This window comes from Pleomorphomonas sp. T1.2MG-36, from assembly GCF_950100655.1.
GTDB lineage: Bacteria > Pseudomonadota > Alphaproteobacteria > Rhizobiales > Pleomorphomonadaceae > Pleomorphomonas.
Genome location: NZ_CATNLY010000023.1, coordinates 125,416 through 146,868 on the forward strand (window position 1 = coordinate 125,416; position 21,453 = coordinate 146,868).

The following is a 21,453-nucleotide window of genomic DNA, read 5'->3' on the forward strand; positions in this document are numbered from 1 at the left end:
AATGGCCGTCTACACGGACGTTTCCGACGAGGAACTTTCCGACTTCCTGATCCGCTATGACATCGGCGCGCTGGTTTCCTGCAAGGGAATCGCCGAAGGCGTCGAAAATTCCAACTATCTGCTCGGCACCGAGGCCGGCCGCTTCATCCTGACGCTCTACGAGAAGCGGGTCAACGAGACCGACCTGCCGTTCTTCCTCGGCCTGATGGATCACCTTGCCGGCCGGGGAATCAACTGTCCGCAGCCGGTGCGCGACCGCGACGGCAAGCCGCTCGGCCGCCTTGCCGGCCGGCCCGCCACCATCGTCAGCTTCCTCGACGGCATGTGGGTGAAGCGGCCGGAGGTGAGCCATTGCGGCCAGGTGGGCGAGGCTCTGGCCCGCCTGCACAAGGCCGGCGATGGCTTTTCGATCCGACGTCGCAACGGTCTGGGGCCGGACGGCTGGCCGCCGCTTTATGCCGGCAGCGCGGATCGCGCCGACGAGGTGCTCGCCGGGCTCGGCGGCGAGATCGAGACCGAACTCGCCTTCATCGGATCCAACTGGCCGGAGAACCTGCCCGAAGGCGTCATCCACGCCGACCTCTTCCCGGACAACGTCTTCTTTCTGAAGGGGCAGTTGTCGGGGCTCATCGACTTCTATTTCGCCTGCAACGACTTTCTCGCCTACGACTTCGCCGTCTGCCTCAACGCCTGGTGCTTCGAGCCGGACGGCGCCTTCAACATCACCAAGGGACGGGCGATGCTCGCCGGCTACACCGCCGGCCGGCCGCTGACGGACGCCGAGATCGGCGCGCTGCCGGTTCTCTGTCGCGGCGCGGCGCTGCGCTTCCTGCTGACGCGCCTCTATGATTGGCTGATGACGCCCCCCGGTGCGCTGGTCCGCAAGAAGGACCCGCTCGAATACTACAGGAAGCTGCGTTTCCACCGGACGGCCGCCACGGCCACCGCCTATGGCCTCGTGCCGACCGGAACCGGCGCATGAGTGGGGAAAAGCGTGTCACCGTCTACACCGACGGCGCCTGCTCGGGAAATCCCGGCCCCGGCGGCTGGGGAGCGATCCTGCTCTATGGCGACAAGAGCAAGGAGCTCTGTGGCGGAGAGCAACTGACCACCAACAATCGCATGGAGCTGACTGCGGCCTGCGCCGCGCTCGAAGCGCTGACACGGCCCTGCGCCGTGGATCTGTTCACCGACAGCCAGTATGTGAAGGGTGGCATTACCGGCTGGATTTTCGGCTGGAAGAAGAACGGCTGGAAGACCGCCGACAAGAAGCCGGTGAAGAACGCCGACCTCTGGCAGCGGCTCGAGGCGGCGCGCGAACGCCATAGCGTCGACTGGCACTGGGTGAAGGGCCACGCCGGCCACGACATGAACGAACGGGCCGACGAGCTTGCCCGTCTCGGCATGGCGCCGTTCAAGCCGGGCTACATGCCGCCTGACGGAGGGGGAGCAAATGCCGCATGAAGCCGCGCCGATCCTCGTCGTGGCCAACCCGGTGGCCGGCAACTTCAACTACCGCCACCTGATGAGGCTGGCCGAACGGCTCGATCGGCTCGGTCTCAAATCGGACATCTGGCTGACCCGCTATTCCGGCGAGCTTACCGATATCGCCGCCGAACTGTCCCCATCGGTGCGGACGCTTGTGGTCGGCGGAGGCGACGGTTCGATCAACGAGGCAATCACCGGCATCGTCCGGCAGGGAGGCGACGGCCCTGCACTGTCGATCCTGCCGTTCGGCACCGCCAACGTGCTGGCGCACGAACTCGGACTGCCCTCCTCCCCGGAGAAGATCGCCGAGCGGATCGCGGCGGATCGCAAGACCCCTCTTCATCTCGGAATGGTGGGCGAACGCCCATTCGCGCTGATGGTGTCGGCCGGCTTCGACGCCGATATCGTGCACGCCGTTGATGCGCCCTTCAAACGGCGCTGGGGCAAGCTCGCCTATGGCTGGCGCGGCCTGACGCTGGCGCTTGCCCAAAAGGGCCGCGATGTCATCGTCACCGCCGATGGCGAAACCATCCGCTGCCGGATCGCCGTTGTGACGACGGCGCGCTTCTATGGCGGTCCGTTGACGATCACGCGCCACACCAAGGCGACCGAGCCCGGCCTGCGCCTGGTGACGCTCGCCGACGACCGGCCGGCGACGCTGCTTCGCGCGGCCACCGCGCTCGCCGCCGGCCGCCTCGACCGGCTGGCAGCCGTTCAGGACCGAGCGGTGAGCGAAGTGCGCTTCTGCAGCGAAGGCATCCGCATGCAGATCGACGGCGACAAAATGGAAACGTCGGACGCAGTGGTCAGAGCCGGCCGCGTCATCGACGTGGTGGCCTGAACTCGTCTCAGAGCTTTTCGAGAATGCTGGGCGCCGCCGAACAGGTGGCCTCGCTGGACTTCTCTTCCACCTGCAGCTCCTTCACGACGCCATCCTCGACGATGGCCGCATACCGCCTGGACCGCACGCCCATGCTGGGCGAGGGATCGAGATTGAGTCCGAGTTCCGTGGCGAAGGCCGCGGCACCATCGGCAAGAAAGGTGATCTTGTCGCCGGCACCGAGCGCGTCGCGCCAGGCACCGAGGACATAGGCATCGTTGACCGCCGTGACGGCGATGACGTCGACGCCCTTGGCCCTGATCTCGTCGAACTTCTGGATGAAGCCGGGAACATGGGTCTTGGAACAGGTGGGCGTGAAGGCGCCGGGCACCGCCACCAGGATCACCTTCTTGCCGGCGAACACCTGATCGGTCGTGATCTCGGTCCGACCGCCATCCTTGGTCGGCGTCAGGAAGGTGAACGCGGGCAGCTTGTCTCCAACCTTGATCATGGCTTTTCCCTTTCTTCTCAACGGCTCGGCCTTCGTGAATATACCTATTCAGCCGCAGCGTCGAGACGACGGACGATCTCGTAGCCCCGATCCTTTTCGGCCAGCACGAAAGTCAGCTGGACACCGCTCGCATCGGTCGCTTTCGACGGTCCTTCCAGGGCGACGGTGAAACGGCGGCGGCCACCCTCCGTGCCCGCGGGCTCGGGCGGCGCGGCGTACCACTTGGACGGACCGGTGACGAACAGATCGACAAGACCGCCGTCATCGGCGACCGACACCTCGACATGCCCCTTGGCCGTGGCGGGGTCGAAGCTGAGGCGGTCGACGGCAACGCGCTCGTCATCGGCCCTGACCGGTACGCGCGCCTCGAAGGCGGCGATGTCCGCCGACGCTTCCGGATCGGCGGGGGCATCGGGATCCAGGCTGACGGTCACATCGGCTTCGGCCGGAACGCAGATCTCGGCGCAAAGGCCGTAAAGCACGTGGACGGTGAGCGTCACCGGCTTGTTCGGTCGCTCCGGCACGGCCCGGATCGGCAGAAGGAGGCGCCCCTCGTAGATCATCGACGTACCGGTGCCGTCGGTGTGGCGCTTGGGCACCGGATAGGCGACGCCGAAATCCTTGAGATTGGCACTGCCGGCCACATCGAAGATCGGCGGGATACCGGCGTCGCCGGGGTTGCGCCAGTAGGTGTGCCACCCCTCGGGCAGATCAAGCTCCAGTGCCGCGCGATAGACGCCGTTCTCAATGCCGCCTGCGACAACGAGACGGGCGTCCACCACCGGCACATCGAAAGCCGAGGCGGGACCCGACAGAGCGCCGAGCAACGGCAGGAGAAAGGCAGTTCGCAACAGGGCCGACATCTTCAACACAGTCTTCTCGATTCCGGGGAACATTGGCGACCAGATATCATCAAGCCCATCTTCAGCCCCACCAAAAAACGACACGCCGACGGATCGGAGATCACAATATCGTGGCTGAGGGTGCCCTCTTCGCAGCAAGTCCCAATGTCATAATCGGCAGTGTTTTCTGTTTCTTAAGGGCTGCGGGAGTTGATGCATACACCTTTGGTATGAGCCGACGAGGATAGTATGCGCCTGTCGATACAGAAGTCGATAATCCTGGTTATTTCGACGTTGAGCCTCGTCCTTTTGGCGCTGACCGGCAATGGTGTCTGGACCGCCTACAGGGCATGGTCGACGGCGGAGACGCTGCGCGGGCTCGCCGCGATCGAACGCAGCCTGTTCGAAGCGATGTCCGCCTTCCGCATCGAACGAGGCGACACGCCGTCCGCGCTGGCCCTGGCGACAGAGCAGAGCGGCGACGCCATCAAGGCGATAACCGAGCGCCGGACCACGACTTCGGCCGGGCTCGACGCAACGATCGCCGGCCTCGAAACGATCGGCGGCGACACCCTGAAGCCCGCCCTGGACGATCTCAAGGCCCGCCGATCCGCTCTACAGGCCTTGCGCGCCTCCGCTGACGCCGAACTCGCCAAGCCGCTTGCCGAACGCGACAAGAAGATCGGCAAGGCCTATCTCGCCGAGGGTAGCGACATTCTCGCCGGCATGGACAAGGCGACGGGCGCCATCGAGGGCCGCATCCAGGCCATGGCCCCGGAACTCGCCGCGCTGGTCAATGTCCGCGCGCTGGCATGGAGCGCCCGCAGCTATGCCGGCACAACCGTGACCGCAATGCTGCCGGCCGTCACCGAGAAGCGCCCGTTCCGCGACGGCGAGGCCGCGCCGATCACCGCGGCGCTCAAGCAGGCTCAGTCGCTGTGGGAGCTGGTCGGCAGCATGGTCGCCTCGCCCGGCATTCCCGAGACCGTCAGGCAGAGCTTCGCCGAGGGAGACGCAGCCTTCTTTACCGGCGAGTTTCGCAAGCTCCACGACGAGCAGATCAAGAAAATGACTTCCTGGCAGCCGCCGAGCGTCAAGCTCGACGAGTGGCGGCAGGCGGGCGCCAAGGCGACATCGACGGTCGGAGGTGTGGCCGGCGCGGCGATCGAGGCGCTCAAGACCCTGGCAGATGGCTACTCGGCGTCGGCCACGCGGCAGCTTGCCATCAACGCGGGCATGCTCGCCGTCACCCTGCTGCTGTCGATCGCCGCCGCGGTCATCACGCGCATTCGGCTCGGCCGTCCGATGGCCTTGATGACCTCCGCCATGAGCCGGCTCGCGGCCAACGACACCACGGTCGAAATTCCGGGCCTCGGCCGCAAGGACGAGATTGGCGCCATGGCCGCCGCCGTCGAGGTGTTCAGGAACAATGCCATCCGTGTCGGCGAAATGGCCAGGGAAGCCGCCGAGCGCGACGCCGGCGAAGTCGCCGAACGCCAGCGGTTGCGCGACGAGACGGCCGCCGCCTTCGAAACCACCGTCGGTGGCGTCCTTGAGAGGGTCGTCGCCGCCATCGATCTGCTGCACAGTTCGGCCGAAACCCTGACCGGCAATGCCGAGGAAACGGCCATGCAGGCCGCTTCGGCCGCCGCCGCCGCCAACCAGGCGACGGCCAATGTCCAGACCGTCGCCGGCGCCACCGAGGAACTGTCGTCGTCGATCACCGAAATCGGCACCCGCGTCGCCGCCGCCGGGGCGGTGGCCACGGAGGCACGGGAGACCGCCGCCGCCACGCGCGAGAACATCGCCAGCCTGCAGACCGCCGCCGACCAGATCGGCACCATCGTCGAGCTGATCGACAGCATTGCCGGGCAGACCAACCTGCTCGCCCTCAACGCCACCATCGAGGCGGCGCGGGCCGGCGAGGCGGGCAAGGGGTTCGCCGTCGTCGCCGCGGAAGTGAAGCAGCTCGCCGACCAGACGTCGAAGGCGACCTCCCAGATCGGCCGCCAGATCGGCGGCATCCAGTCGTCGACCGGCACGTCCGCCGCCTCGATCGGAGCGATCGCCGAGATCATCTATCGCCTCAATGAGATATCGGGGGCAATCGCCACGGCGGTGGAACAGCAGTCCGGCGCGGCAAGCGAGATCGCCCACAACGTCAGCGAGGCGGCACGCGGCACAGCCGCCGTCTCCGAGAACGTCGAGGGCATCCGCAAGGCCTCGGAGCACACCAGCACCGTATCGACCACGGTACTGTCGGCGGCCGACGACCTGGCGGCGCAGGCCGGAGAGCTCCGCACGGCGATGGACGAGTTTCTGGTGACGCTGCGGGCGGCCTGATACCCGGACAAACCCGCGATTTCTGCGCATGGAGACGGTGAACGTCGTCGCTCCCTGCCGCTTTCGCACCTTGAATAATCGCCATGGCGGTTCATATTGGTCAATCGGAGCCCACGAACCCCTGGATGAGCCATGGCCGGAAAGGCAGCCTATCTCGACGGCAAATTCCTGATCGCCATGCCGGCGCTCGACGACGGCGAGTTCGGGCGTTCGGTGATCTACATGTGCGCTCACTCGGCCGAGGGGGCGATGGGGCTTGTGATCAACAAGCCGCTCGACCATCTGTCGTTTCCCGATCTCCTGGTTCAGCTTGAGATCATTCCCGACGAGAGGCGCATCCGCCTGCCATCGGAGGCGCGCGCCATGCGCGTACACCAGGGCGGCCCGGTCGACACCGGTCGCGGCTTCGTGTTGCACACGTCCGACTTCCATCTCGACGCGTCGACCCTGCCCATCTCCGAGGAGCTGTCGCTGACGGCGACGGTGGAAATCCTGAAAGCGATCGCCGAGGGGCGAGGGCCCGAGCACTCGCTGTTGACGCTGGGTTACGCCGGCTGGGCGCCAGGGCAGCTCGAAAGCGAGATCCAGTCCAACGGCTGGCTCATCACCGACTCCGACCCTGACATCATCTTCTCGGCCGCCGATGGCGAGCGCTATCGCCGGGCTCTGGCAACCCTGGGCGTCGATCTCGCAGCGCTGTCGCCGGTGAGCGGCCGGGCGTGAAAGAACTCCCAATGGCGATTTGGCCGCACGGGGTTGCCGCGCGGCCAAAGTGTCGTTGAAATAGGCGAGAAGTTAGAACTTCATGCCGAGACCGATATTGAGCATGTGCTCCTTGAGCTTGGCGTCGGCACCGCTCGCGATTTCGGCACTCTTGAAATCGTTGAAGCGATATTCGGCCCTGGCAAAGATATTGTCGGTGAGCGCGTAGTCAGCGCCTGCGCCAACGGTAAAGCCATTGAAGCTCTTGTGTTCGGTGGCGAAGCCCGGGACATCGACATGCCCGCGCGTTAGCGCCCAGCCGCCGGTTGCGTAGACCAACAGCCGATCGAAGCCGTAACCGACGCGCGCGCGCGCCGAGCCCGACCAATCGGTGCCGACCTTGTCGCCAAACCCCGTATAGGTCTTGTCGTTCCAGGTGCGCGAGACATCGCCTTCGGCGCCAAGAACCATCCCGTTGCTGAACTGGTACTGGTAGCCCGCGAAAACGCCGAGGCGTCCGCCGCTCTGGTTACCATCAAATGAGGTGCCCAAGACGTCGAAGTCCGCGCTGGTCCGGCTGCCGCCACCGAACACACCAAACTCCGTACCGGTCCAACTGAAAGCGTAAGCTGTTGCTTCAGGGGCGGGAACAGCGACCGACTCCATGCTGAGATCGGCGGCCATGACCGACGTCGATGCCAGCGAAGCGATTACGAAAGCAGAAGCGAAACGCATAGAAACTCCCTGACCGCCCTGTCACGGCGGTTCTAACCTTGGTTTGGAAGGATGTGCCTCACATCCGTTCCAGCACTTTTCCTTGGCACAGCACCCCACGATTCATTCGACGAAGGCTTGCTCGGAGAAGTGGTACCCTAGTTGGGAGATCAATGAAAGCTGAGGGGGCGCATTTCTGCACGCCTACGTAGGGCTACAGTTAGACATATGATATCTAACATTTTTCCTTCGAAAGAGTTGCCATTGTATGGCGACTGGACAAACCAGTCCGATAAAATCCTAAAACCAGTGATTGTCCACTCTTTCAACCGTTTTCGCGTGCCACGGCGCGCCAGCCGATGTCACGCCGGCAGAAACCATCGGGCCAGCGAACCAGATCAACCGCCGCGTAGGCCTTGGCCTGTGCCTCGGACACGCTGTCGCCGAGCGCGGTGATGGCAAGAACGCGGCCACCGTTGGCGACGATGGCGCCGTCCTTTGCGGCGGTACCGGCGTGAAAGACGGAGACGTCCGGCAGCGCGGCGGCCTCGTCGAGGCCGTCGATGCGGCTGCCCTTGCGATAGCTGCCGGGATAGCCCTCGGCGGCCATCACCACCGTCAGCGCCGTGCGATCGTCGAAGTTGGCGATGTTGCCCGACAGACGTCCCTCGGCGGAGGCCAGCATCAGCTCCAGGAGATCGGACTGGAGACGCGGAAGCAGCACTTCGGTTTCGGGATCGCCGAAGCGAACGTTGTACTCGATCAGCTTGGGGCCATCCGCTTCGATCATCAGGCCGGCGAACAGCACGCCGACGAAGGGCGTGCCGCGCTTGGCGAGGCAGCGCACCGTCGGCACGACGATCTCGTCCATGATGCGCATTTCCATGGTCTCGTCCACCACCGGCGTCGGCGAGTAGGCGCCCATGCCTCCGGTGTTCGGACCCTTGTCGCCATCCCCCACGCGCTTGTGGTCCTGGGCGGCGGCGAGCGGCAGCACGTCGATGCCGTCGGTGATGGCAAAGAAGCTCGCCTCCTCGCCGACGAGGCAATCCTCGATCACCACCTCGGCGCCCGCGTCGCCGAAGGCGCCGGAAAAGCAGGCGTCGACGGCCTCAAGCGCCTCTTCGACGGACGACGCCACGACGACGCCCTTGCCCGCGGCAAGGCCGTCGGCCTTGACGACGATCGGCGCGCCCCGGTCGAGCACATAGGCGCGGGCCGCCTCGGCATCTGCGAAGCGACCGTAGGCGGCCGTCGGAATGGCCGCCTCGGTGCAAAGCTCCTTGGTGAAGGCCTTGGATCCTTCGAGACGCGCCGGCTCCCTCTTCGGGCCGAACGCCTTGATGCCGGCAGCGAACAGATCATCGACGAGGCCGGCGACCAGCGGCGCCTCCGGTCCGATCACCACGAAATCGACGCCTTCAGCCTTGCAGAAGGCGATCACCGCGGCATGGTCGGCCGGATCCAAGGCAACGAGATCGGCAATGGCCGCGATTCCGGCATTGCCGGGCGCACAGGTCAGGCGAGTCAGCTTCGGAGAGCGGCGAAGGGCGGCGGCAATGGCGTGTTCACGCCCGCCAGAACCGATAAGGAGCACGTGCATCTGAAGCCTCCAACGTCGCCGAGCCGATGCCGCGCGCCTTACCATGGCGGGCCATGGAACAAAAGGCCGGAGGCAGGCGCGACAGGCGATTTCCGTGAGTAAGCTGTCGCGCGCCACCGGGATGGGGGCTAGACTTGCCCTATGAACGCACCTGATTCCGACGATATCGTCATCCCCGACGCCAAGCGCGGCAACTGGGTCGATCGCCTGTTGCCGGCCGCCGCCAAGCCCTATGCGCAGCTCGCCCGATGGGACCGGCCGATCGGCTGGTGGCTGCTGCTCCTGCCCTGCTGGTGGTCGCTGGCGCTGGCGAGCGGTGCGGCCGGCCAAGCCTTGCCGTCACCCTGGTATGCCCTGCTGTTCTTCATCGGCGCCGTTGCCATGCGTGGCGCCGGCTGCACCTACAACGATATCGTCGACCGGGATATCGACGGTGCCGTGGCGCGGACGCGAACGCGGCCGATTCCGTCAGGTCGCGTCAGCCCCACCGCAGCCGCCGTCTTCCTGGCGCTGCAGGCGCTGGTCGGCCTTGCGGTGCTGCTGCAGTTCGACCGCTACTCGATCATCGTCGGTCTGTGTTCGCTGGTTCCGGTCGCGATCTATCCGTTCATGAAGCGGATCACCCACTTCCCGCAGTTCGTGCTCGGCCTGTCCTTTTCCTGGGGCGCGCTGATGGGCTGGAGCGTGGTGTTCGGACGGCTCGATCCGCCGGCCTTCCTGATCTATGTCGCGGCCATCCTCTGGACCTTCGCCTACGACACGATCTACGCCCATCAGGACCGGGAGGATGATGCGCTGATCGACCTCGGCTCGACCGCCCGCTATTTCGAACGGTCGACCCCGAAGCTGCTCACCGTCTGCTACGGCGCCGCCGTACTGCTTCTGGGAACGGCCTTCTACCTCGCCGACGCCAAGATCATCGCCTTCGTCGGGCTCGCCGGCTTTGCCCGCCACCTTGCCTGGCAGGTGGAGAAGTTCGATGCCGACGACGGGGATCTCTGCCTCAAGCTGTTCAAATCCAACCGCGATGCCGGGCTTATCCTGACCGCAGGGCTCCTCATCGACGGCCTGCTGAAAGGCATGTAGCCGGCCTTCGTCGAGCGAAGGCCGGCTACAGGACAGTTTTTCGGCTAGAGATCACTCGTAGCTGATGATTTCGCGCCAGTCGCGCAACACCGGCATTTCACCGGCAGCGCCCACCTTGCGACGAACCAGGAAACGCGGCCGCCGGTCGGCCATGCTGGCGTGACGCCGACGCGGCGCCGGCTCGCCCACCGGAACGGCCACCTTGGGACCGACGCGTTCGACGCTTCCGGAGGTGCTGACCAACAGCATCGGCAGCCCGAGACGGTCGGACCAGCCCTGCCAATCGGCAGCGGCGGCTTCCATGTCTCGCGTCACCGTGAGCGGGATGGACAGCGCCGGGTCGCGATGGTGCAACTCGACATGGGCGACAAGGTCGCCCGCTACGTTCGGCTCGATCCTGACCGACACGCCCTCGAAGGCCGCGAACGGCAGGGTCATCGTCAGCGGCAAACCGGACAGGTGCCGGCGGACGACAACGCCGTCGTCGTCCATGTAGATGGCGGCTTCCTGGACAGGCCGACCGGCCGGTCCGACGTTGACGCACCACTTTGCCGGCAGATGCCCCGGATCGAGCCTAAGCGCCGTTCTCAGGCCCAGGGGAGTGGCTCCCGTCATGCTCTTCGCCTCACTCGCAATCTTTTGACTATCCCTGTCGGGCTAGGCGTCTTTTTTCGCGCCCAGTCCCGAAACCATGGCGAGCATAGGTCGAACGTCATCCCCGTCGGCTTAAGGGATTGGGTAAACTTTTTCTCGATTTTTGAGAGGGTTAGCGGAATCTGAAGCGTCAATTCGCGGCACGGCGTCAACCCTCGGTCAACCTTCGTTGACGAGGGCCGCCGATCCGGCCCATCGGCACCCCGCCTCGCACCCGCCATAAAAGGCTTGCGCATCAATTGGTTGATCGGCAAGGTCCAAACGCGGTTGAAAAGGCATCAGGGTGAAGAACGGCAAGGAGTTGCCGCAATTCTATAGGAGGAAGGCGGCCGCGAGGCTTGCCGGCCGGCACCCTCAGCCCTAAACACGGAACTCCCCGAACCGATCGGATATCCGCATGAGCGATCTCGTCGACCTCGATCAACTGACCCAACAGGCGTCGCGTCTCGTCGAAGCGGCGCGTGCTGCGGGCGCCGATGCCGCCGACGCCGTTGCCGTCCGCTCCGTCAATCAGGTGGCGAGCGTTCTCAAGGGCAAGGTCGAAAAGATCGAGCATGCCGAGAACGACGATTTCGGCCTGAGGGTTTTCGTCGGCGATCGCAACGCCACCATCTCCGCAACGCTGGGTTCGGATGTCGAGGCCTTGGCTGCCCGCGCCGTCGCCATGGCCCGCGCCGCGCCGTCCGACCGGTTCGCCGGCCTTGCCGACGGGGCGCTGCTGGCCACCTCCTGGCCCGACATGGATCTTCTCGACGAAACACCGGTCTCCGCGGCCGATCTTGCCGAGCGCGGCCGAGCCGTCGAAGCGGCGGCCATGGCGGTCGAGGGCGTTACCAACACCACCGGCGCCAGTGCCTACTGGGCGCGTGGGGGCATGGCCCTGGTCACGTCCGGCGGATTTTCCGGCGCTTATGAATCCTCCGGCCACGGCCATTCGGTCGCGGCCATCGCCGGCAGCGGCACCGGCATGGAACGCGACTGGGACTCGTCGTCGAAAACCCATCTTGCCGATCTCGAAAGCGCCGAGATCGTGGGCGCCAGGGCGGGCGGCCGTGCGGTGCGCCGCCTCAATCCGCGCCAGGTCGCCACCCAGACGGCAACCGTCGTCTACGATCCGCGCGTCGCCACCAGCCTGATCGGCGCGCTCGTCGGCGCCATTTCCGGTGCGTCGATCGCCCGCCGCTCATCCTTCCTGAAGGATCGGCTGGGCCAGCAACTGTTTGGACCGACGGTCAGGATCACCGACGACCCGCTGCGCCGACGCGGCCCGGGGTCGCGCCCCTTCGACGGCGAAGGCGTCGCCGCCGCGCCGCTCGATCTCATCGAGGACGGCGTTCTCAAGACGTGGCTGCTGGACAGTGCGACGGCGCGCGAACTGGGCCTTCAGACGAATGGCCGGGCCGGTCGCGGCACTGGCGCTCCCAGCCCCTCGTCGACCAACGTGTTGCTGCACCCGGGCAAGCAGTCGCCGGCCGAGCTGATCGCGGCCGTGGGCACGGGTCTCTACGTCACGGACTTCATCGGTCACGGCGCCAATCTCGTGACCGGCGACTATTCGCGCGGAGCCGCCGGCTTCTGGATCGAGAATGGCGAGATCGCCTATCCGGTGGCCGAGATCACGGTGGCCGGCAGTCTTCTCGACATGTTCCGCGAGTTGGTGCCGGCCGACGACATCGAGTTCCGTTCGGCCTTCACCGCGCCGACCGTGGCCATCGGGGGACTGACGATTGCCGGCCGCTGACAGCGCACGCATCGACGAAGACACGGCGCTCCTCTCCGATGCGGCGCTGGCCGCCGCCAGCATCGGGCTGTCCTTCTTTCGCCGCGACCCACGCGTCTGGAAGAAGGCCAACGACTCGCCGGTCAGCGAAGCCGACCTCGCCATCGACCGCTTTCTGAAGGAGCGTCTCCTGGCCGCCCGCCCCGATTACGGGTGGCTGTCGGAGGAGACCGAAGATGACGCGGCCCGGCTCGGCTGCAAGCGCGTCTTCGTGGTCGATCCGATCGATGGCACGCGTGGTTTCCTCGCCGGCTCCGACCAGTGGACCATTTCGCTCGCCGTGGTCGAGGACGGGCGCCCCGTAGCCGCCGCGCTGCTGCAACCGTCGGTCAGCCATCTTTATACCGCAGGTCACCGGCGTGGCGCGTTCCTCGACGGCAATCGCCTGCGCCTGCAGCCGCGCCCGAGCCTTGCCGGCGTGCGCGTTGCCGGCCCGGCGGTGCTGATCTCCCGTCTGTCACGGCCGGTACCGACGCTCAGAAGCCGAGGGTACGTCGCCTCGCTGGCGCTCAGGATCGCCATGGTGGCCGACGGCACGCTCGATCTGGCGTTCGCCCGCAGCGGCGCCCACGACTGGGACCTCGCCGCCGCCGACCTGATCGTCGCCGAGGCCGGCGGGACGCTCGAGACCATCGATGGCGATGCGATCATCTACAACCTGCCAGACGCCGACCACGATAGCCTGATCGCCGGTTCGGCGCCCCTGGCGCGGGCTGCGGCGGCGGCCATTGGCCCCTATTGAAGGCCGCACTTGCAAATCGAGCAAGGCTTGACGAAAAGAAGATGGGCAGTCCGAAGGGGACACCCGTTGCAGAAGGCGGAAACTGCATGGCGACCGAAATCACATCGAAGCAATTGCTTCACCTGGTCATCGGCGGCGAGATGAAGACGCTCGATTCGACTGAATTTGCCGATCTCAACGCCATCGATATCGTTGGCGCCTTCCCCAACTATGCAGCGGCCTACGCCGCCTGGAAGCAGAAGGCGCAGGCCACCGTCGATCAGGCGCAGACGCGCTATTTCATCGTCCACCTGCATCGTCTTCTGGATCCATCGGCCTGATGCAGAACCAGAACGGCCCGTACCTTCACATGTCGCACATGCGCGGCCCCATGTCTCCGGAGACGCCGCTTGCGATTTGACCGGAAACTTCTCGGCAGCGCGACGGTCAACAACGCACTATCGCACCTGCTCGCCTGGTATGTCCTGGGGGTATTTCGCACCGCCCGGGTTACGATCGTGCCGCCCGATGCCCTCGACGTGGCGCGAGCGGAGGCTCCGGCCATTTTCACCTTCTGGCACGGTCTCGCCATGATGACGCCGTGCGCCGTTCCACTCGACCTGCCGATCGTACCGATGATTGCCCGCAACAGAGCAGCCGGCATCGTCGCCGACGCTGTCGGAACGCAGGGCATCCGCACCATCCGGGCCTCCGGCTCGCAAGGGGCTCGCAGTTTGCACCGGAAAGGCGGAGCGGCGGGCTTCAGGCAGGCCTTGCGGGAACTCGAATCCGGTAACTCGGTACTGATGACCGCCGACGTTCCCAAGGTGTCCCAGGTGTCGGGCAAGGGTGTCATCCAACTGGCCCGCCTGTCCGGCCGACCGATCATTCCGATCGCCTACGTGTCGCGCCACGGCCTTCGTTTCAACAACTGGGATCGCATGGTGGTGGATCTGCCGTTCTCGCCGGCGACACTCAGGCACGGCGCGCCGATCCGCGTTCCCGCGGAGGCCGATCACGAGGCCGTCGAAAGGCTGAGGCTCTTCCTGACGGAGGAGCTTGATCGGATCACGCAAGACGCCTACGAACGCACGGGAATCGCCGACAAATTTATCCCAGGCCCCACCAACCAAGACCCCGCCGCCAATGGCTGATCTCGGAGACGCCCTGCTTTCGACGTGGATCGTCCTGACCCGGCTTGCCGGCCCCGTCGGCGGTGCCATCGTCGGCGTGCGCCGTCGTCGTGGCAAGGAAGACCCCGCTCGCTCGGCCGAACGGCTTGGCCAGCCTTCCGCGTCACGCCCGGAAGGGCCGCTCGTCTGGGTACATGCGGTCAGCGTCGGCGAGGCGATGGCGGCCATGCCGGTGGTCGATCGATTGATATCAGATGGCATGAGCGTGCTGGTCACCACGGTCACCACCACATCGGCCGCGCTGGTGGGCCACCGCTTGAAGCCCGGACTGATCCACCAGTTCGCGCCTCTCGATCTCGCCGGTCCGGTCGATCGGTTTCTCGCCCATTGGCGCCCCGATCTCGCGGTGTTCGTCGAGAGCGAGATATGGCCCGTGGCCATCGGCCGCCTTGCCGACCACGGCATTCCCCTGGTCGTCGCCAATGCCAGGCTGTCGCCGCGTTCGTTCCGGGGTTGGCAGCGGGCCGCACCGGCAGCGCGCGCGGTCTTTCGCCGCATGTCGTTGGTGCTCGCCCAGACCGACGATGACGGAGCGCGCTTTGCACGGCTCGGCGCTCCCGAGGTTGCCACCTTCGGCAACATCAAGTTCGACGCCGGCCTGCCCGATGTCGGCGCCGCCGAGCTCGATGCGCTGAAGGACGGCATGGACGGACGGCCGATGGTGCTTGCCGCCTCCACCCACCCTGGCGAAGACGAGGTGGTCCTGACGGCGCTGCTGAAGCTCAAGGAAAGCCGGCCCGAAGTGCTGCTCGTCATCGTACCGCGCCACCCGGTGCGGGGGGGCGACATCGCACTGCTCTCCGAGGCGGCCGGCCTTGCGACACGCCGTCGCAGCACCGGCGAACTTCCGGACGGAGCCACCGAAGTCTATGTCGCCGACACGCTCGGCGAGCTCGCGACCTTCTTCAGGCTTGCCGACGTGGTGCTGATGGGCGGAACCTTCATCGAAGGCATCGGCGGCCACAATCTCATCGAGCCGGCCCGCCTTGGCGCCGCCGTAGTGAGCGGGCCGCATTTCTCCAACTGGCTCGACATCTATCATGCCTTCATCGAGGCCGGCGGTCTCAAGGTTGTCCGATCGCCCGATGAGATCGCCGATGCGACGCTCGACCTGATCGAGGATCGGGCTCTCAGAGCCAGACAGGCGGCGGCAGGCGAACGCGTGGTGGCGGGTTCGGCCGGTGCCGTCGCACGGACCATCGAGGCGATCAGGCCGCTGATCGGCCGGCCGTCGGGTGGCAGTCCATGCTGACTCCGGCCTTCTGGTGGAAACGCAAGGGTATCGCCGCCCTGTTGCTGGCACCGATCGGCCTTCTCTACGGCGCCGTTACGGCGCGACGGATGCACCGCCCCGGAGGGGCCGAACCGCCTTTGCCACTGGTCTGCGTCGGCAACTTCGTGGCCGGCGGCGCCGGCAAGACGCCAACCGCCATCGCGCTTGCGCACTCGGCGCGCTCGGTCGGACTCGACCCCTGTTTCCTGACCCGTGGTCATGGCGGCCGCCTCAAGGGACCGATCCTCGTCAACATCGATCGCCACACGGCCGGCGACGTCGGTGACGAGGCCCTGCTCCTTGCCCGCATCGCGCCGACGGTGGTGGCGCGCCGACGGGCCGATGCCTTTGCGCTGCTGCGGGCGACCGGCACCGACCTCTGCATCATGGACGACGGCTTCCAGAACCCATCGGTGAGGAAGACGTTCAGTTTCGTTGTGGTCGATGGCGCGGTCGGCGTCGGCAACGGCCTGCCGCTACCCGCCGGTCCACTGCGGGCGCCGCTTCGTCGGCAGATGCTGCTGGCCGACGCGATCATCATCTATGGCGACAGCAAACAGGGCCAGCGCGTCGTCCGGACGGCCGCCCGTGCCGGCAAGCCGGTGTTCCGGGCGACGCTCGTCGCCAACGCACCGCCGGCCGCTCCACACAGGCGGCTCTATGCCTTCGCCGGAATCGGGCGCCCCGAAAAGTTCTTTCGCTCGCTTGAGGCAGAGGGCTACCGCCTGGCGGCGCGGCGGGCCTTTGCCGACCACTACCCCTATCGTTTCGCGGATCTTTCCCACCTGCTCGACGAGGCCGACATGCTCGATGCCGTGCCGGTCACCACTGAGAAGGACGCGGTACGACTGCCGCGCGGCATCGCCGGCAGCAATTGGTCGCGCGACCGGGTCGCCGTATTCGGCGTCCACACGCGCTTTGCCGAGGAACGAGCGGTGGGATCGCTGCTTCTCGATATCCGCAGGCGCTGGATGACGAAGCACTTCAGCTGAGGCGCGTCCGTCCGAACGCCACCGCCCCGATCACAGATCGGAGCCGCCGATGGCGATGCCTTGCTTCAGCGCGCGCCGGTATGGCGACGATAAGCGGTGAGCGCCGCCTCGGCGTCGATATAGGGCTCCTGATGCTCGGCGGACCAGTATTTCAGGTCCTGCAACAGGATAGGACGGCCGGTGATCGCGCAACGAACGTAGTTGCCGTTGCGGAGGATCTGATAGTCGCCGTCGAGATAGCGAATCTGCGCCTCGCCGCCGCCGAAGGGGGGGTCCATGCTGTTCAACATGGAAGGTGAATAACCTTCGCCCTGCCATCATGCAAGAGGCTCATGCCCTGATGGCGAGGCGGTCGATCGACCGTCCGGCCAGCCACAGGGCCGGCAGACCGAACAATGCGGCGCCGATGCTCCACCAGAGGATCACCGCGTCGGCGCTGCCGTACCACACTCCGAGCCAACAGAACGGCAAAGTGCCGACCGTCGCCCTGCCCCAGTTGAACAGCGTCGAGTAGGAGGCGAAGCCGAGGTTGTTGAAGGCGGCGTTGGCGACGAACAGCGCCCCGGTAAAAATGAACGTTGGCGCTGCCCACAGGCAATAGAAGGCGATCATTTCGGCCACCCGCCCGGAGGCCTGGAACGCCCAGTTGATGGCGTCGGTCCCTAGAAGCAGCAACAGCCAGATCACCGCCACATAGATCGCCGTGAACAACGTGCTGTCGGCCAGCGTCTTGCGGACCCGATCGAAGCGGTGGGCGCCGACGTTCTGGCCGAAAATGGCGCCGACCGAGCCGGTCAGGGCGAAGATTCCGGCAAAGCAAAGCGGATAGATGCGGCCGATGATCGACCAGCCCGCCACCGCCTCGGTTCCGAAGCGCGCGACATAGGCCGTGACTATCATGTTGCTGACCGGCGTGGCGAGGTTTGTGAGAATGGCCGGGAAGGCGATGATCAGGAGCGGGGCGACGTCATGGCGGACGTTGTGCATCGTTGGCCGTGCCAGCGCATTGAGGCGCGGCACCAGCCCGTACCAACCGACGGCGATGGCCACGAAGCGGATCAGAACGGTGACGATGGCAGCCCCGGTGACGCCGAGATCCAGAGCGAAGATGAAGATCGGGTCAAGGATTGTCGTGGCGACGGCGCCGGCCAGGTTGATCCACAGGCTCATGCGCGGTGCGCCGAACGCCATGAGTATGCCGCCCATGGCCATGCTGAGGGCCAGCGGCGGCATGCCCAGCATGGTGATCCACAGGAAGTGCCGGGTCACCTCGAACTCTCGGCCGGTGGCGCCGAGCAGCGACAGGCACGGGTCGAGCACGGTCGCGATCGCCAACGTCAGGACACTGGTGGCGGTAAAGGAAATGATCAGTCCGGATGTGGCGACGCGCCGGGCGCCGCCGCGATCGCCAGCTCCGACCCTCCGGGCCGTCAGAGCCGTCACGCCGATGGAGAAGCCGATCCCGACCGACACCAGCAGGAAAAGCACGGCGCCGGCGTAGCCCATGGCTGCCGTCAGCACCTCGTCGCCCAGAAGCGAAATGTAGAGGAGGTTGACGAGATCGACGGTGAAGATCGCCATCAGCCCCAACGAGCCGAGCGCGGTCAGCGCCACGACGTGGCGAAACACCGAACCGTTCACATAGGCGGCGTCGGCGGGCGCGCCGGCGGCGTGCGTCATGGTGAAACCTCTCGCGGTCAGAAGCAGGCGAAACGACGAAGGCCGGGCGGCCTCAGTTCAGCATATCGCCCGTAGCATCCCGGAGGTCCTGAATCTGGCAGCTTTGTTCGCCAGTGATCCCGGTACAGACCTCGACCGAACCACGGTGGATCATGTCGAAGGACACATAGAGGATGACCAAGAGGCCGATCCAGGCGATCCAGCGGAAGCGGTGCAGCAGGCGGGCGATCAGGGTGGCGGCCGCTCCCATCAGGCCGACCGACAGCAGCAGGCCGATGACCAGAACGCCGACATGATCGCGCGCCGCGCCGGCCACGGCCAGTACGTTGTCGAGCGACATGGACACGTCGGCGAGAATGATCTGGATGAGAGCCTGACGGAAGGTCTTGCCGCTGGACGCCGGCGTCACGTCGCAAGCGGCGGAATCGAGCGCCTGCTCGGCAGCCTCGACGCCGCGTGCCTCCTCATGGCGGCTCGACCAGATTTCCCGGAACATCTTCCAGCAAACCCAGAGCAACAGCACGCCGCCGGCCAGAGTCAAGCCGACAATGGCGAGGAGATGGGTGGTGATGATCGCGAACAGGATGCGCAGGACAACGGCGCCGCCGATGCCCCAGAAGATCACCTTGCGCCGTATGGTGGGATCGACGCCGGCCGCTGCCATGCCGACTACGATTGCATTGTCGCCGGCCAACACGACGTCGATGAAGACGACCTGCGCCAGCGCGGCGAGTTCAACCGACAAAAAATCCATCGAAAACACGGCGTCTGTCCCAACCCTGTTCGGCGAGACGCCGATATCTTGCAGGCAAATTCCCGACCGCCGGGCAGGTAGGATGAGCGGACGGGAATTTCAATGGCCTAAGCGAAATTAGGCCCTCGTGACTTCTACTCATAAAGCCAAGTCAGAGAAGCCCGATGGACGTGAGTTCGGCCTCCAGAGCTGCTGGCGTGGTGAAGACTGCGCCATGCAGCCCGGCGGCGCGGGCGCCCTCAACGTTCTCCGGCATGTCGTCGGTAAAAAAGCTCTCCTCCGGCCGGAATCCCAACTGCCCGAGGGCTCGATGGAACACCTGCGGATCGGGCTTCAGTGTCGAGAACGAGGCGGATACGAGGAAGCGATCGCCAGCGAGACGCGCGAGGTCCGGCGCCAGCGTTTCCCGATGGAGGTGGACCAGGGGGCCGTTGTTGGTGAGCACTCCGACCGTCGTACCCCCCGCGATCAACCGCTCGATGAGAGCGAGAGTGCCGGGTATGGGACGCATGCCGAGCCGACGGGCCTCGACCCAATCCTCGACAGCGAGCGGATAGCCGAGGCGGTCGCGCCAGGACGCGATGTAGAGCTCCGGCGTCGGAAAGGCGCCCCCGTCGGCGGCGGCCTCAAGCCCCTCTCCCCAAATGCGCTCGTTGATGAACACAGGGTCGAGACCGGTGACGCTTGCGATATGGGCGATGCGATCGGCACGCGTATAGGTATAGACGACATCGTCCATGTCGAACAATGCGAGGCGGATGGAACGCATGCTGCTTTCTCGTGAGGTCGGAATGGGCACCGGACGCCCGGCCTCCGGTGCCGGCGAGATCAAGTCGCCGTGCCGCCGATGGTGACCTGATCGATCCGGAGCGACGGCTGGCCGACGCCGACGGGCACGCTCTGCCCGGCCTTGCCGCACATGCCGATACCGCGGTCGATCTCCAGATCGTTGCCGATCATCGAGACGCGCTTCATCGCCTCGGGGCCGTTGCCGATCAGCATGGCGCCCTTGATCGGCTCGCCGACTTTGCCGTTCCGCACCCGATAGGCCTCCGTGCAATCGAAGACGAACTTGCCGGAGGTGATATCCACCTGCCCTCCGGAGAAGGAGACGGCGTAAATGCCGTCCTTCACCGAGGCGATGATCTCCTCGCGACTCCTGTCGCCGGCGAGCATGTAGGTGTTGGTCATGCGCGGCATCGGAACGTGGGCGTAGGACTGACGGCGACCGTTGCCGGTGGACACGCCTCCCATCAACCGGGCGTTCTGGCGGTCCTGCATGTAGCCGACGAGACGCCCGTCCTCGATCAGCACCGTCTTGCCGCTCGGCGTTCCCTCGTCGTCGATGGTCAGCGAACCACGGGCGTCGGGCAGCGTGCCGTCGTCGACGATGGTGACGCCCTTCGCCGCCACCTGCTCGCCCATCAGGCCGGCAAAGGCGGAGGTCTTCTTGCGATTGAAGTCGCCCTCGAGACCATGCCCCACCGCCTCGTGCAGCAGCACGCCGGTCCAGCCCGGGCCGAGCACGACGTCGAAGGTTCCGGCCGGCGCCGGCTTGGCCTCAAGGTTGACCAACGCCTGACGAAGCGCCTCGTCGACGGCATATTGCCAGCGGTCGGGCGTGATGAAGCCGTCGAGCGCCAGGCGGCCACCTTCGCCATAGGAGCCGCTTTCCTGGCGGTCGCCGCTGCCGGCGATCAGCGAGACGTTGATGCGGACCAACGGGCGCACATCCCTGAGGTGGACGCCGTCGGCGCGAATGATCTCGACAACCTTGTGGCTGGTGGTGATCGAGGCAGTCACCTGCCGCACGCGCGGATCGCGGGCTCGCGCCCAGGCGTCGATTTCGGAGAGAAGCGCCACCTTGTCGGAGAAGGCGGGGGACAGCAGCGGGTTGATGTCGCCGTAGAGCTTGCGGTTGGTCGGGCGCGGCGGCTCGGCGAGCGTGCCGGCATAGCCCATGGAAACAGCCTTCACGGCGTCGGCGGCGCGGCGCAGGGCCTTTTCCGAGAGATCGTCGGCATGGGCATAGCCCACTGCCTCGCCGGCCACCGCTCTGAGGCCGAAGCCCTGGTTGACGTCGTAGGTGGCCGTCTTGAGGCGCCCGTTGTCGAAGGTCAGAGCCTCGCCTTCCGACCGTTCCAAATAGAGTTCGCCGTCGTCGGCCCCGGCAAGAGCATCGCGGACGAGACGCTGCGTGGCGTCGGGATCGAGACCGGCAAGGGCGAGAAGATCATGGCGTTCGGTCATCGGCGGCGGCGTCCCATGGTGAGGAGGATCGGTTCCTCCATAAATGC

General features: G+C 66.0%; 22 protein-coding genes. 12 read left to right on the forward strand and 10 right to left on the reverse strand.

Annotated elements, in window-relative coordinates:
• The first annotated feature begins 1 nt into the window (after nucleotide 1).
• From QQZ18_RS12035 to QQZ18_RS12045, 3 genes are read left to right on the forward strand one after another with little or no spacing between them, the layout of a single operon-like run.
• The gene (locus tag QQZ18_RS12035) at nucleotides 2–982 is read left to right on the forward strand and encodes a homoserine kinase (RefSeq protein ID WP_284541165.1); all 981 of its coding nucleotides are present in this window, start codon (nucleotides 2–4) and stop codon (nucleotides 980–982) included.
• Nucleotides 979–1,464, forward strand: coding sequence for a ribonuclease HI (rnhA, locus tag QQZ18_RS12040; RefSeq protein WP_284541166.1), 486 nt, complete (start codon nucleotides 979–981; stop codon nucleotides 1,462–1,464). Before QQZ18_RS12035 ends, rnhA begins: the two co-directional genes overlap by 4 nt.
• Nucleotides 1,454–2,329 carry a diacylglycerol/lipid kinase family protein gene (locus QQZ18_RS12045; protein ID WP_284541167.1) on the forward strand — a complete coding sequence of 292 codons (876 nt, stop codon included), beginning with the start codon at nucleotides 1,454–1,456 and terminating at the stop codon, nucleotides 2,327–2,329. Before rnhA ends, QQZ18_RS12045 begins: the two co-directional genes overlap by 11 nt.
• 7 nt (nucleotides 2,330–2,336) lie before the next feature.
• Here the strand turns inward: QQZ18_RS12045 and QQZ18_RS12050 are convergent, their stop codons facing one another.
• Both QQZ18_RS12050 and QQZ18_RS12055 read right to left on the reverse strand, forming a co-directional pair.
• On the reverse strand, nucleotides 2,337–2,819 hold the full coding sequence (locus tag QQZ18_RS12050; protein WP_284541168.1) for a peroxiredoxin: 483 nt from the start codon (nucleotides 2,817–2,819) through the stop codon (nucleotides 2,337–2,339).
• A 44-nt stretch (nucleotides 2,820–2,863) separates the two neighbouring features.
• Nucleotides 2,864–3,682, reverse strand: a complete 819-nt coding sequence (locus QQZ18_RS12055; protein WP_284541869.1) for a protein-disulfide reductase DsbD domain-containing protein — start codon at nucleotides 3,680–3,682, stop codon at nucleotides 2,864–2,866.
• 228 nt (nucleotides 3,683–3,910) lie between these two features.
• Here QQZ18_RS12055 and QQZ18_RS12060 point away from each other — a divergent pair, with 228 nt between their 5' ends.
• Nucleotides 3,911–6,004 carry a methyl-accepting chemotaxis protein gene (locus QQZ18_RS12060; protein WP_284541169.1) on the forward strand — a complete coding sequence of 698 codons (2,094 nt, stop codon included), beginning with the start codon at nucleotides 3,911–3,913 and terminating at the stop codon, nucleotides 6,002–6,004.
• A gap of 132 nt (nucleotides 6,005–6,136) precedes the next feature.
• Nucleotides 6,137–6,727 carry a YqgE/AlgH family protein gene (locus QQZ18_RS12065; protein WP_284541170.1) on the forward strand — a complete coding sequence of 197 codons (591 nt, stop codon included), beginning with the start codon at nucleotides 6,137–6,139 and terminating at the stop codon, nucleotides 6,725–6,727.
• Nucleotides 6,728–6,799: 72 nt separating this feature from the next.
• On the opposite strand, the gene QQZ18_RS12070 is transcribed toward QQZ18_RS12065, so the two are convergent.
• Together QQZ18_RS12070 and purD are read right to left on the reverse strand one after the other, a co-directional pair.
• On the reverse strand, nucleotides 6,800–7,441 hold the full coding sequence (locus QQZ18_RS12070) for an outer membrane protein (RefSeq protein ID WP_284541171.1): 642 nt from the start codon (nucleotides 7,439–7,441) through the stop codon (nucleotides 6,800–6,802).
• A 304-nt stretch (nucleotides 7,442–7,745) separates the two neighbouring features.
• Entirely contained in the window at nucleotides 7,746–9,023 is a 1,278-nt protein-coding gene (gene purD / locus QQZ18_RS12075) for a phosphoribosylamine--glycine ligase (RefSeq protein WP_284541172.1), read from the reverse strand.
• A gap of 141 nt (nucleotides 9,024–9,164) precedes the next feature.
• Between purD and ubiA the strand changes: the two genes are divergently transcribed.
• Nucleotides 9,165–10,109 carry a 4-hydroxybenzoate octaprenyltransferase gene (gene ubiA / locus QQZ18_RS12080; RefSeq protein WP_284541173.1) on the forward strand — a complete coding sequence of 315 codons (945 nt, stop codon included), beginning with the start codon at nucleotides 9,165–9,167 and terminating at the stop codon, nucleotides 10,107–10,109.
• 51 nt (nucleotides 10,110–10,160) lie between these two features.
• On the opposite strand, the gene QQZ18_RS12085 is transcribed toward ubiA, so the two are convergent.
• Nucleotides 10,161–10,724 carry a DUF6101 family protein gene (locus QQZ18_RS12085; RefSeq protein ID WP_284541174.1) on the reverse strand — a complete coding sequence of 188 codons (564 nt, stop codon included), beginning with the start codon at nucleotides 10,722–10,724 and terminating at the stop codon, nucleotides 10,161–10,163.
• A 436-nt stretch (nucleotides 10,725–11,160) separates the two neighbouring features.
• On the opposite strand from QQZ18_RS12085, the gene QQZ18_RS12090 reads away from it, so the two are divergent.
• The 6 genes from QQZ18_RS12090 to lpxK all read left to right on the forward strand — a co-directional run bounded on the left by QQZ18_RS12090 (nucleotide 11,161) and on the right by lpxK (nucleotide 16,722).
• Entirely contained in the window at nucleotides 11,161–12,504 is a 1,344-nt protein-coding gene (locus tag QQZ18_RS12090) for a TldD/PmbA family protein (protein ID WP_284541175.1), read from the forward strand.
• The gene (locus QQZ18_RS12095; RefSeq protein ID WP_284541176.1) at nucleotides 12,491–13,285 is read left to right on the forward strand and encodes a 3'(2'),5'-bisphosphate nucleotidase CysQ; all 795 of its coding nucleotides are present in this window, start codon (nucleotides 12,491–12,493) and stop codon (nucleotides 13,283–13,285) included. Before QQZ18_RS12090 ends, QQZ18_RS12095 begins: the two co-directional genes overlap by 14 nt.
• Nucleotides 13,286–13,371: 86 nt before the next feature.
• Nucleotides 13,372–13,605: a DUF4170 domain-containing protein gene (locus QQZ18_RS12100; protein ID WP_284541177.1), complete on the forward strand. Its 234-nt coding sequence runs from the start codon at nucleotides 13,372–13,374 to the stop codon at nucleotides 13,603–13,605.
• Between the two features lie 69 nt (nucleotides 13,606–13,674).
• Nucleotides 13,675–14,418, forward strand: a complete 744-nt coding sequence (locus QQZ18_RS12105; protein WP_284541178.1) for a lysophospholipid acyltransferase family protein — start codon at nucleotides 13,675–13,677, stop codon at nucleotides 14,416–14,418.
• Nucleotides 14,411–15,709: a 3-deoxy-D-manno-octulosonic acid transferase gene (locus QQZ18_RS12110; protein ID WP_284541179.1), complete on the forward strand. Its 1,299-nt coding sequence runs from the start codon at nucleotides 14,411–14,413 to the stop codon at nucleotides 15,707–15,709. Before QQZ18_RS12105 ends, QQZ18_RS12110 begins: the two co-directional genes overlap by 8 nt.
• Entirely contained in the window at nucleotides 15,703–16,722 is a 1,020-nt protein-coding gene (gene lpxK, locus QQZ18_RS12115; protein ID WP_284541180.1) for a tetraacyldisaccharide 4'-kinase, read from the forward strand. The genes QQZ18_RS12110 and lpxK overlap by 7 nt, the downstream gene beginning before the upstream one ends.
• Before the next feature lie 65 nt (nucleotides 16,723–16,787).
• Here lpxK and QQZ18_RS12120 read toward each other — a convergent pair whose 3' ends face one another.
• From QQZ18_RS12120 to tldD, 5 genes are all read right to left on the reverse strand, one after another.
• A complete protein-coding gene (locus QQZ18_RS12120) occupies nucleotides 16,788–17,012 on the reverse strand; it encodes a DUF2093 domain-containing protein (protein WP_053239501.1) in 225 nt (74 codons plus the stop codon).
• Between the two features lie 40 nt (nucleotides 17,013–17,052).
• A complete protein-coding gene (locus QQZ18_RS12125; protein WP_284541182.1) occupies nucleotides 17,053–18,402 on the reverse strand; it encodes an MATE family efflux transporter in 1,350 nt (449 codons plus the stop codon).
• A gap of 52 nt (nucleotides 18,403–18,454) precedes the next feature.
• Nucleotides 18,455–19,156, reverse strand: a complete 702-nt coding sequence (locus QQZ18_RS12130; protein ID WP_284541183.1) for a TerC family protein — start codon at nucleotides 19,154–19,156, stop codon at nucleotides 18,455–18,457.
• Between the two features lie 151 nt (nucleotides 19,157–19,307).
• Nucleotides 19,308–19,925, reverse strand: coding sequence for an HAD family hydrolase (locus QQZ18_RS12135; protein WP_284541184.1), 618 nt, complete (start codon nucleotides 19,923–19,925; stop codon nucleotides 19,308–19,310).
• A gap of 59 nt (nucleotides 19,926–19,984) precedes the next feature.
• The gene (gene tldD / locus QQZ18_RS12140; RefSeq protein ID WP_284541185.1) at nucleotides 19,985–21,406 is read right to left on the reverse strand and encodes a metalloprotease TldD; all 1,422 of its coding nucleotides are present in this window, start codon (nucleotides 21,404–21,406) and stop codon (nucleotides 19,985–19,987) included.
• Nucleotides 21,407–21,453: the final 47 nt, after the last annotated feature.

Excerpts from the sequence above, each read along its gene's own strand:
- QQZ18_RS12065 (WP_284541170.1), top strand. The coding sequence starts at position 6,137 with ATGGCCGGAAAGGCAGCCTATCTCGACGGCAAATTCCTGATCGCCATG.
- QQZ18_RS12050 (WP_284541168.1), bottom strand. The coding sequence starts at position 2,819 with ATGATCAAGGTTGGAGACAAGCTGCCCGCGTTCACCTTCCTGACGCCG.
- lpxK (WP_284541180.1), top strand. The coding sequence starts at position 15,703 with ATGCTGACTCCGGCCTTCTGGTGGAAACGCAAGGGTATCGCCGCCCTG.
- tldD (WP_284541185.1), bottom strand. The coding sequence starts at position 21,406 with ATGACCGAACGCCATGATCTTCTCGCCCTTGCCGGTCTCGATCCCGAC.
- rnhA (WP_284541166.1), top strand. The coding sequence starts at position 979 with ATGAGTGGGGAAAAGCGTGTCACCGTCTACACCGACGGCGCCTGCTCG.
- QQZ18_RS12135 (WP_284541184.1), bottom strand. The coding sequence starts at position 19,925 with ATGCGTTCCATCCGCCTCGCATTGTTCGACATGGACGATGTCGTCTAT.
- QQZ18_RS12120 (WP_053239501.1), bottom strand. The coding sequence starts at position 17,012 with ATGTTGAACAGCATGGACCCCCCCTTCGGCGGCGGCGAGGCGCAGATT.
- ubiA (WP_284541173.1), top strand. The coding sequence starts at position 9,165 with ATGAACGCACCTGATTCCGACGATATCGTCATCCCCGACGCCAAGCGC.
- QQZ18_RS12090 (WP_284541175.1), top strand. The coding sequence starts at position 11,161 with ATGAGCGATCTCGTCGACCTCGATCAACTGACCCAACAGGCGTCGCGT.
- QQZ18_RS12110 (WP_284541179.1), top strand. The coding sequence starts at position 14,411 with ATGGCTGATCTCGGAGACGCCCTGCTTTCGACGTGGATCGTCCTGACC.
- QQZ18_RS12060 (WP_284541169.1), top strand. The coding sequence starts at position 3,911 with ATGCGCCTGTCGATACAGAAGTCGATAATCCTGGTTATTTCGACGTTG.
- QQZ18_RS12100 (WP_284541177.1), top strand. The coding sequence starts at position 13,372 with ATGGCGACCGAAATCACATCGAAGCAATTGCTTCACCTGGTCATCGGC.
- QQZ18_RS12035 (WP_284541165.1), top strand. The coding sequence starts at position 2 with ATGGCCGTCTACACGGACGTTTCCGACGAGGAACTTTCCGACTTCCTG.
- QQZ18_RS12085 (WP_284541174.1), bottom strand. The coding sequence starts at position 10,724 with ATGACGGGAGCCACTCCCCTGGGCCTGAGAACGGCGCTTAGGCTCGAT.
- QQZ18_RS12070 (WP_284541171.1), bottom strand. The coding sequence starts at position 7,441 with ATGCGTTTCGCTTCTGCTTTCGTAATCGCTTCGCTGGCATCGACGTCG.
- QQZ18_RS12045 (WP_284541167.1), top strand. The coding sequence starts at position 1,454 with ATGCCGCATGAAGCCGCGCCGATCCTCGTCGTGGCCAACCCGGTGGCC.
- purD (WP_284541172.1), bottom strand. The coding sequence starts at position 9,023 with ATGCACGTGCTCCTTATCGGTTCTGGCGGGCGTGAACACGCCATTGCC.
- QQZ18_RS12130 (WP_284541183.1), bottom strand. The coding sequence starts at position 19,156 with ATGGATTTTTTGTCGGTTGAACTCGCCGCGCTGGCGCAGGTCGTCTTC.
- QQZ18_RS12125 (WP_284541182.1), bottom strand. The coding sequence starts at position 18,402 with ATGACGCACGCCGCCGGCGCGCCCGCCGACGCCGCCTATGTGAACGGT.
- QQZ18_RS12055 (WP_284541869.1), bottom strand. The coding sequence starts at position 3,682 with ATGTCGGCCCTGTTGCGAACTGCCTTTCTCCTGCCGTTGCTCGGCGCT.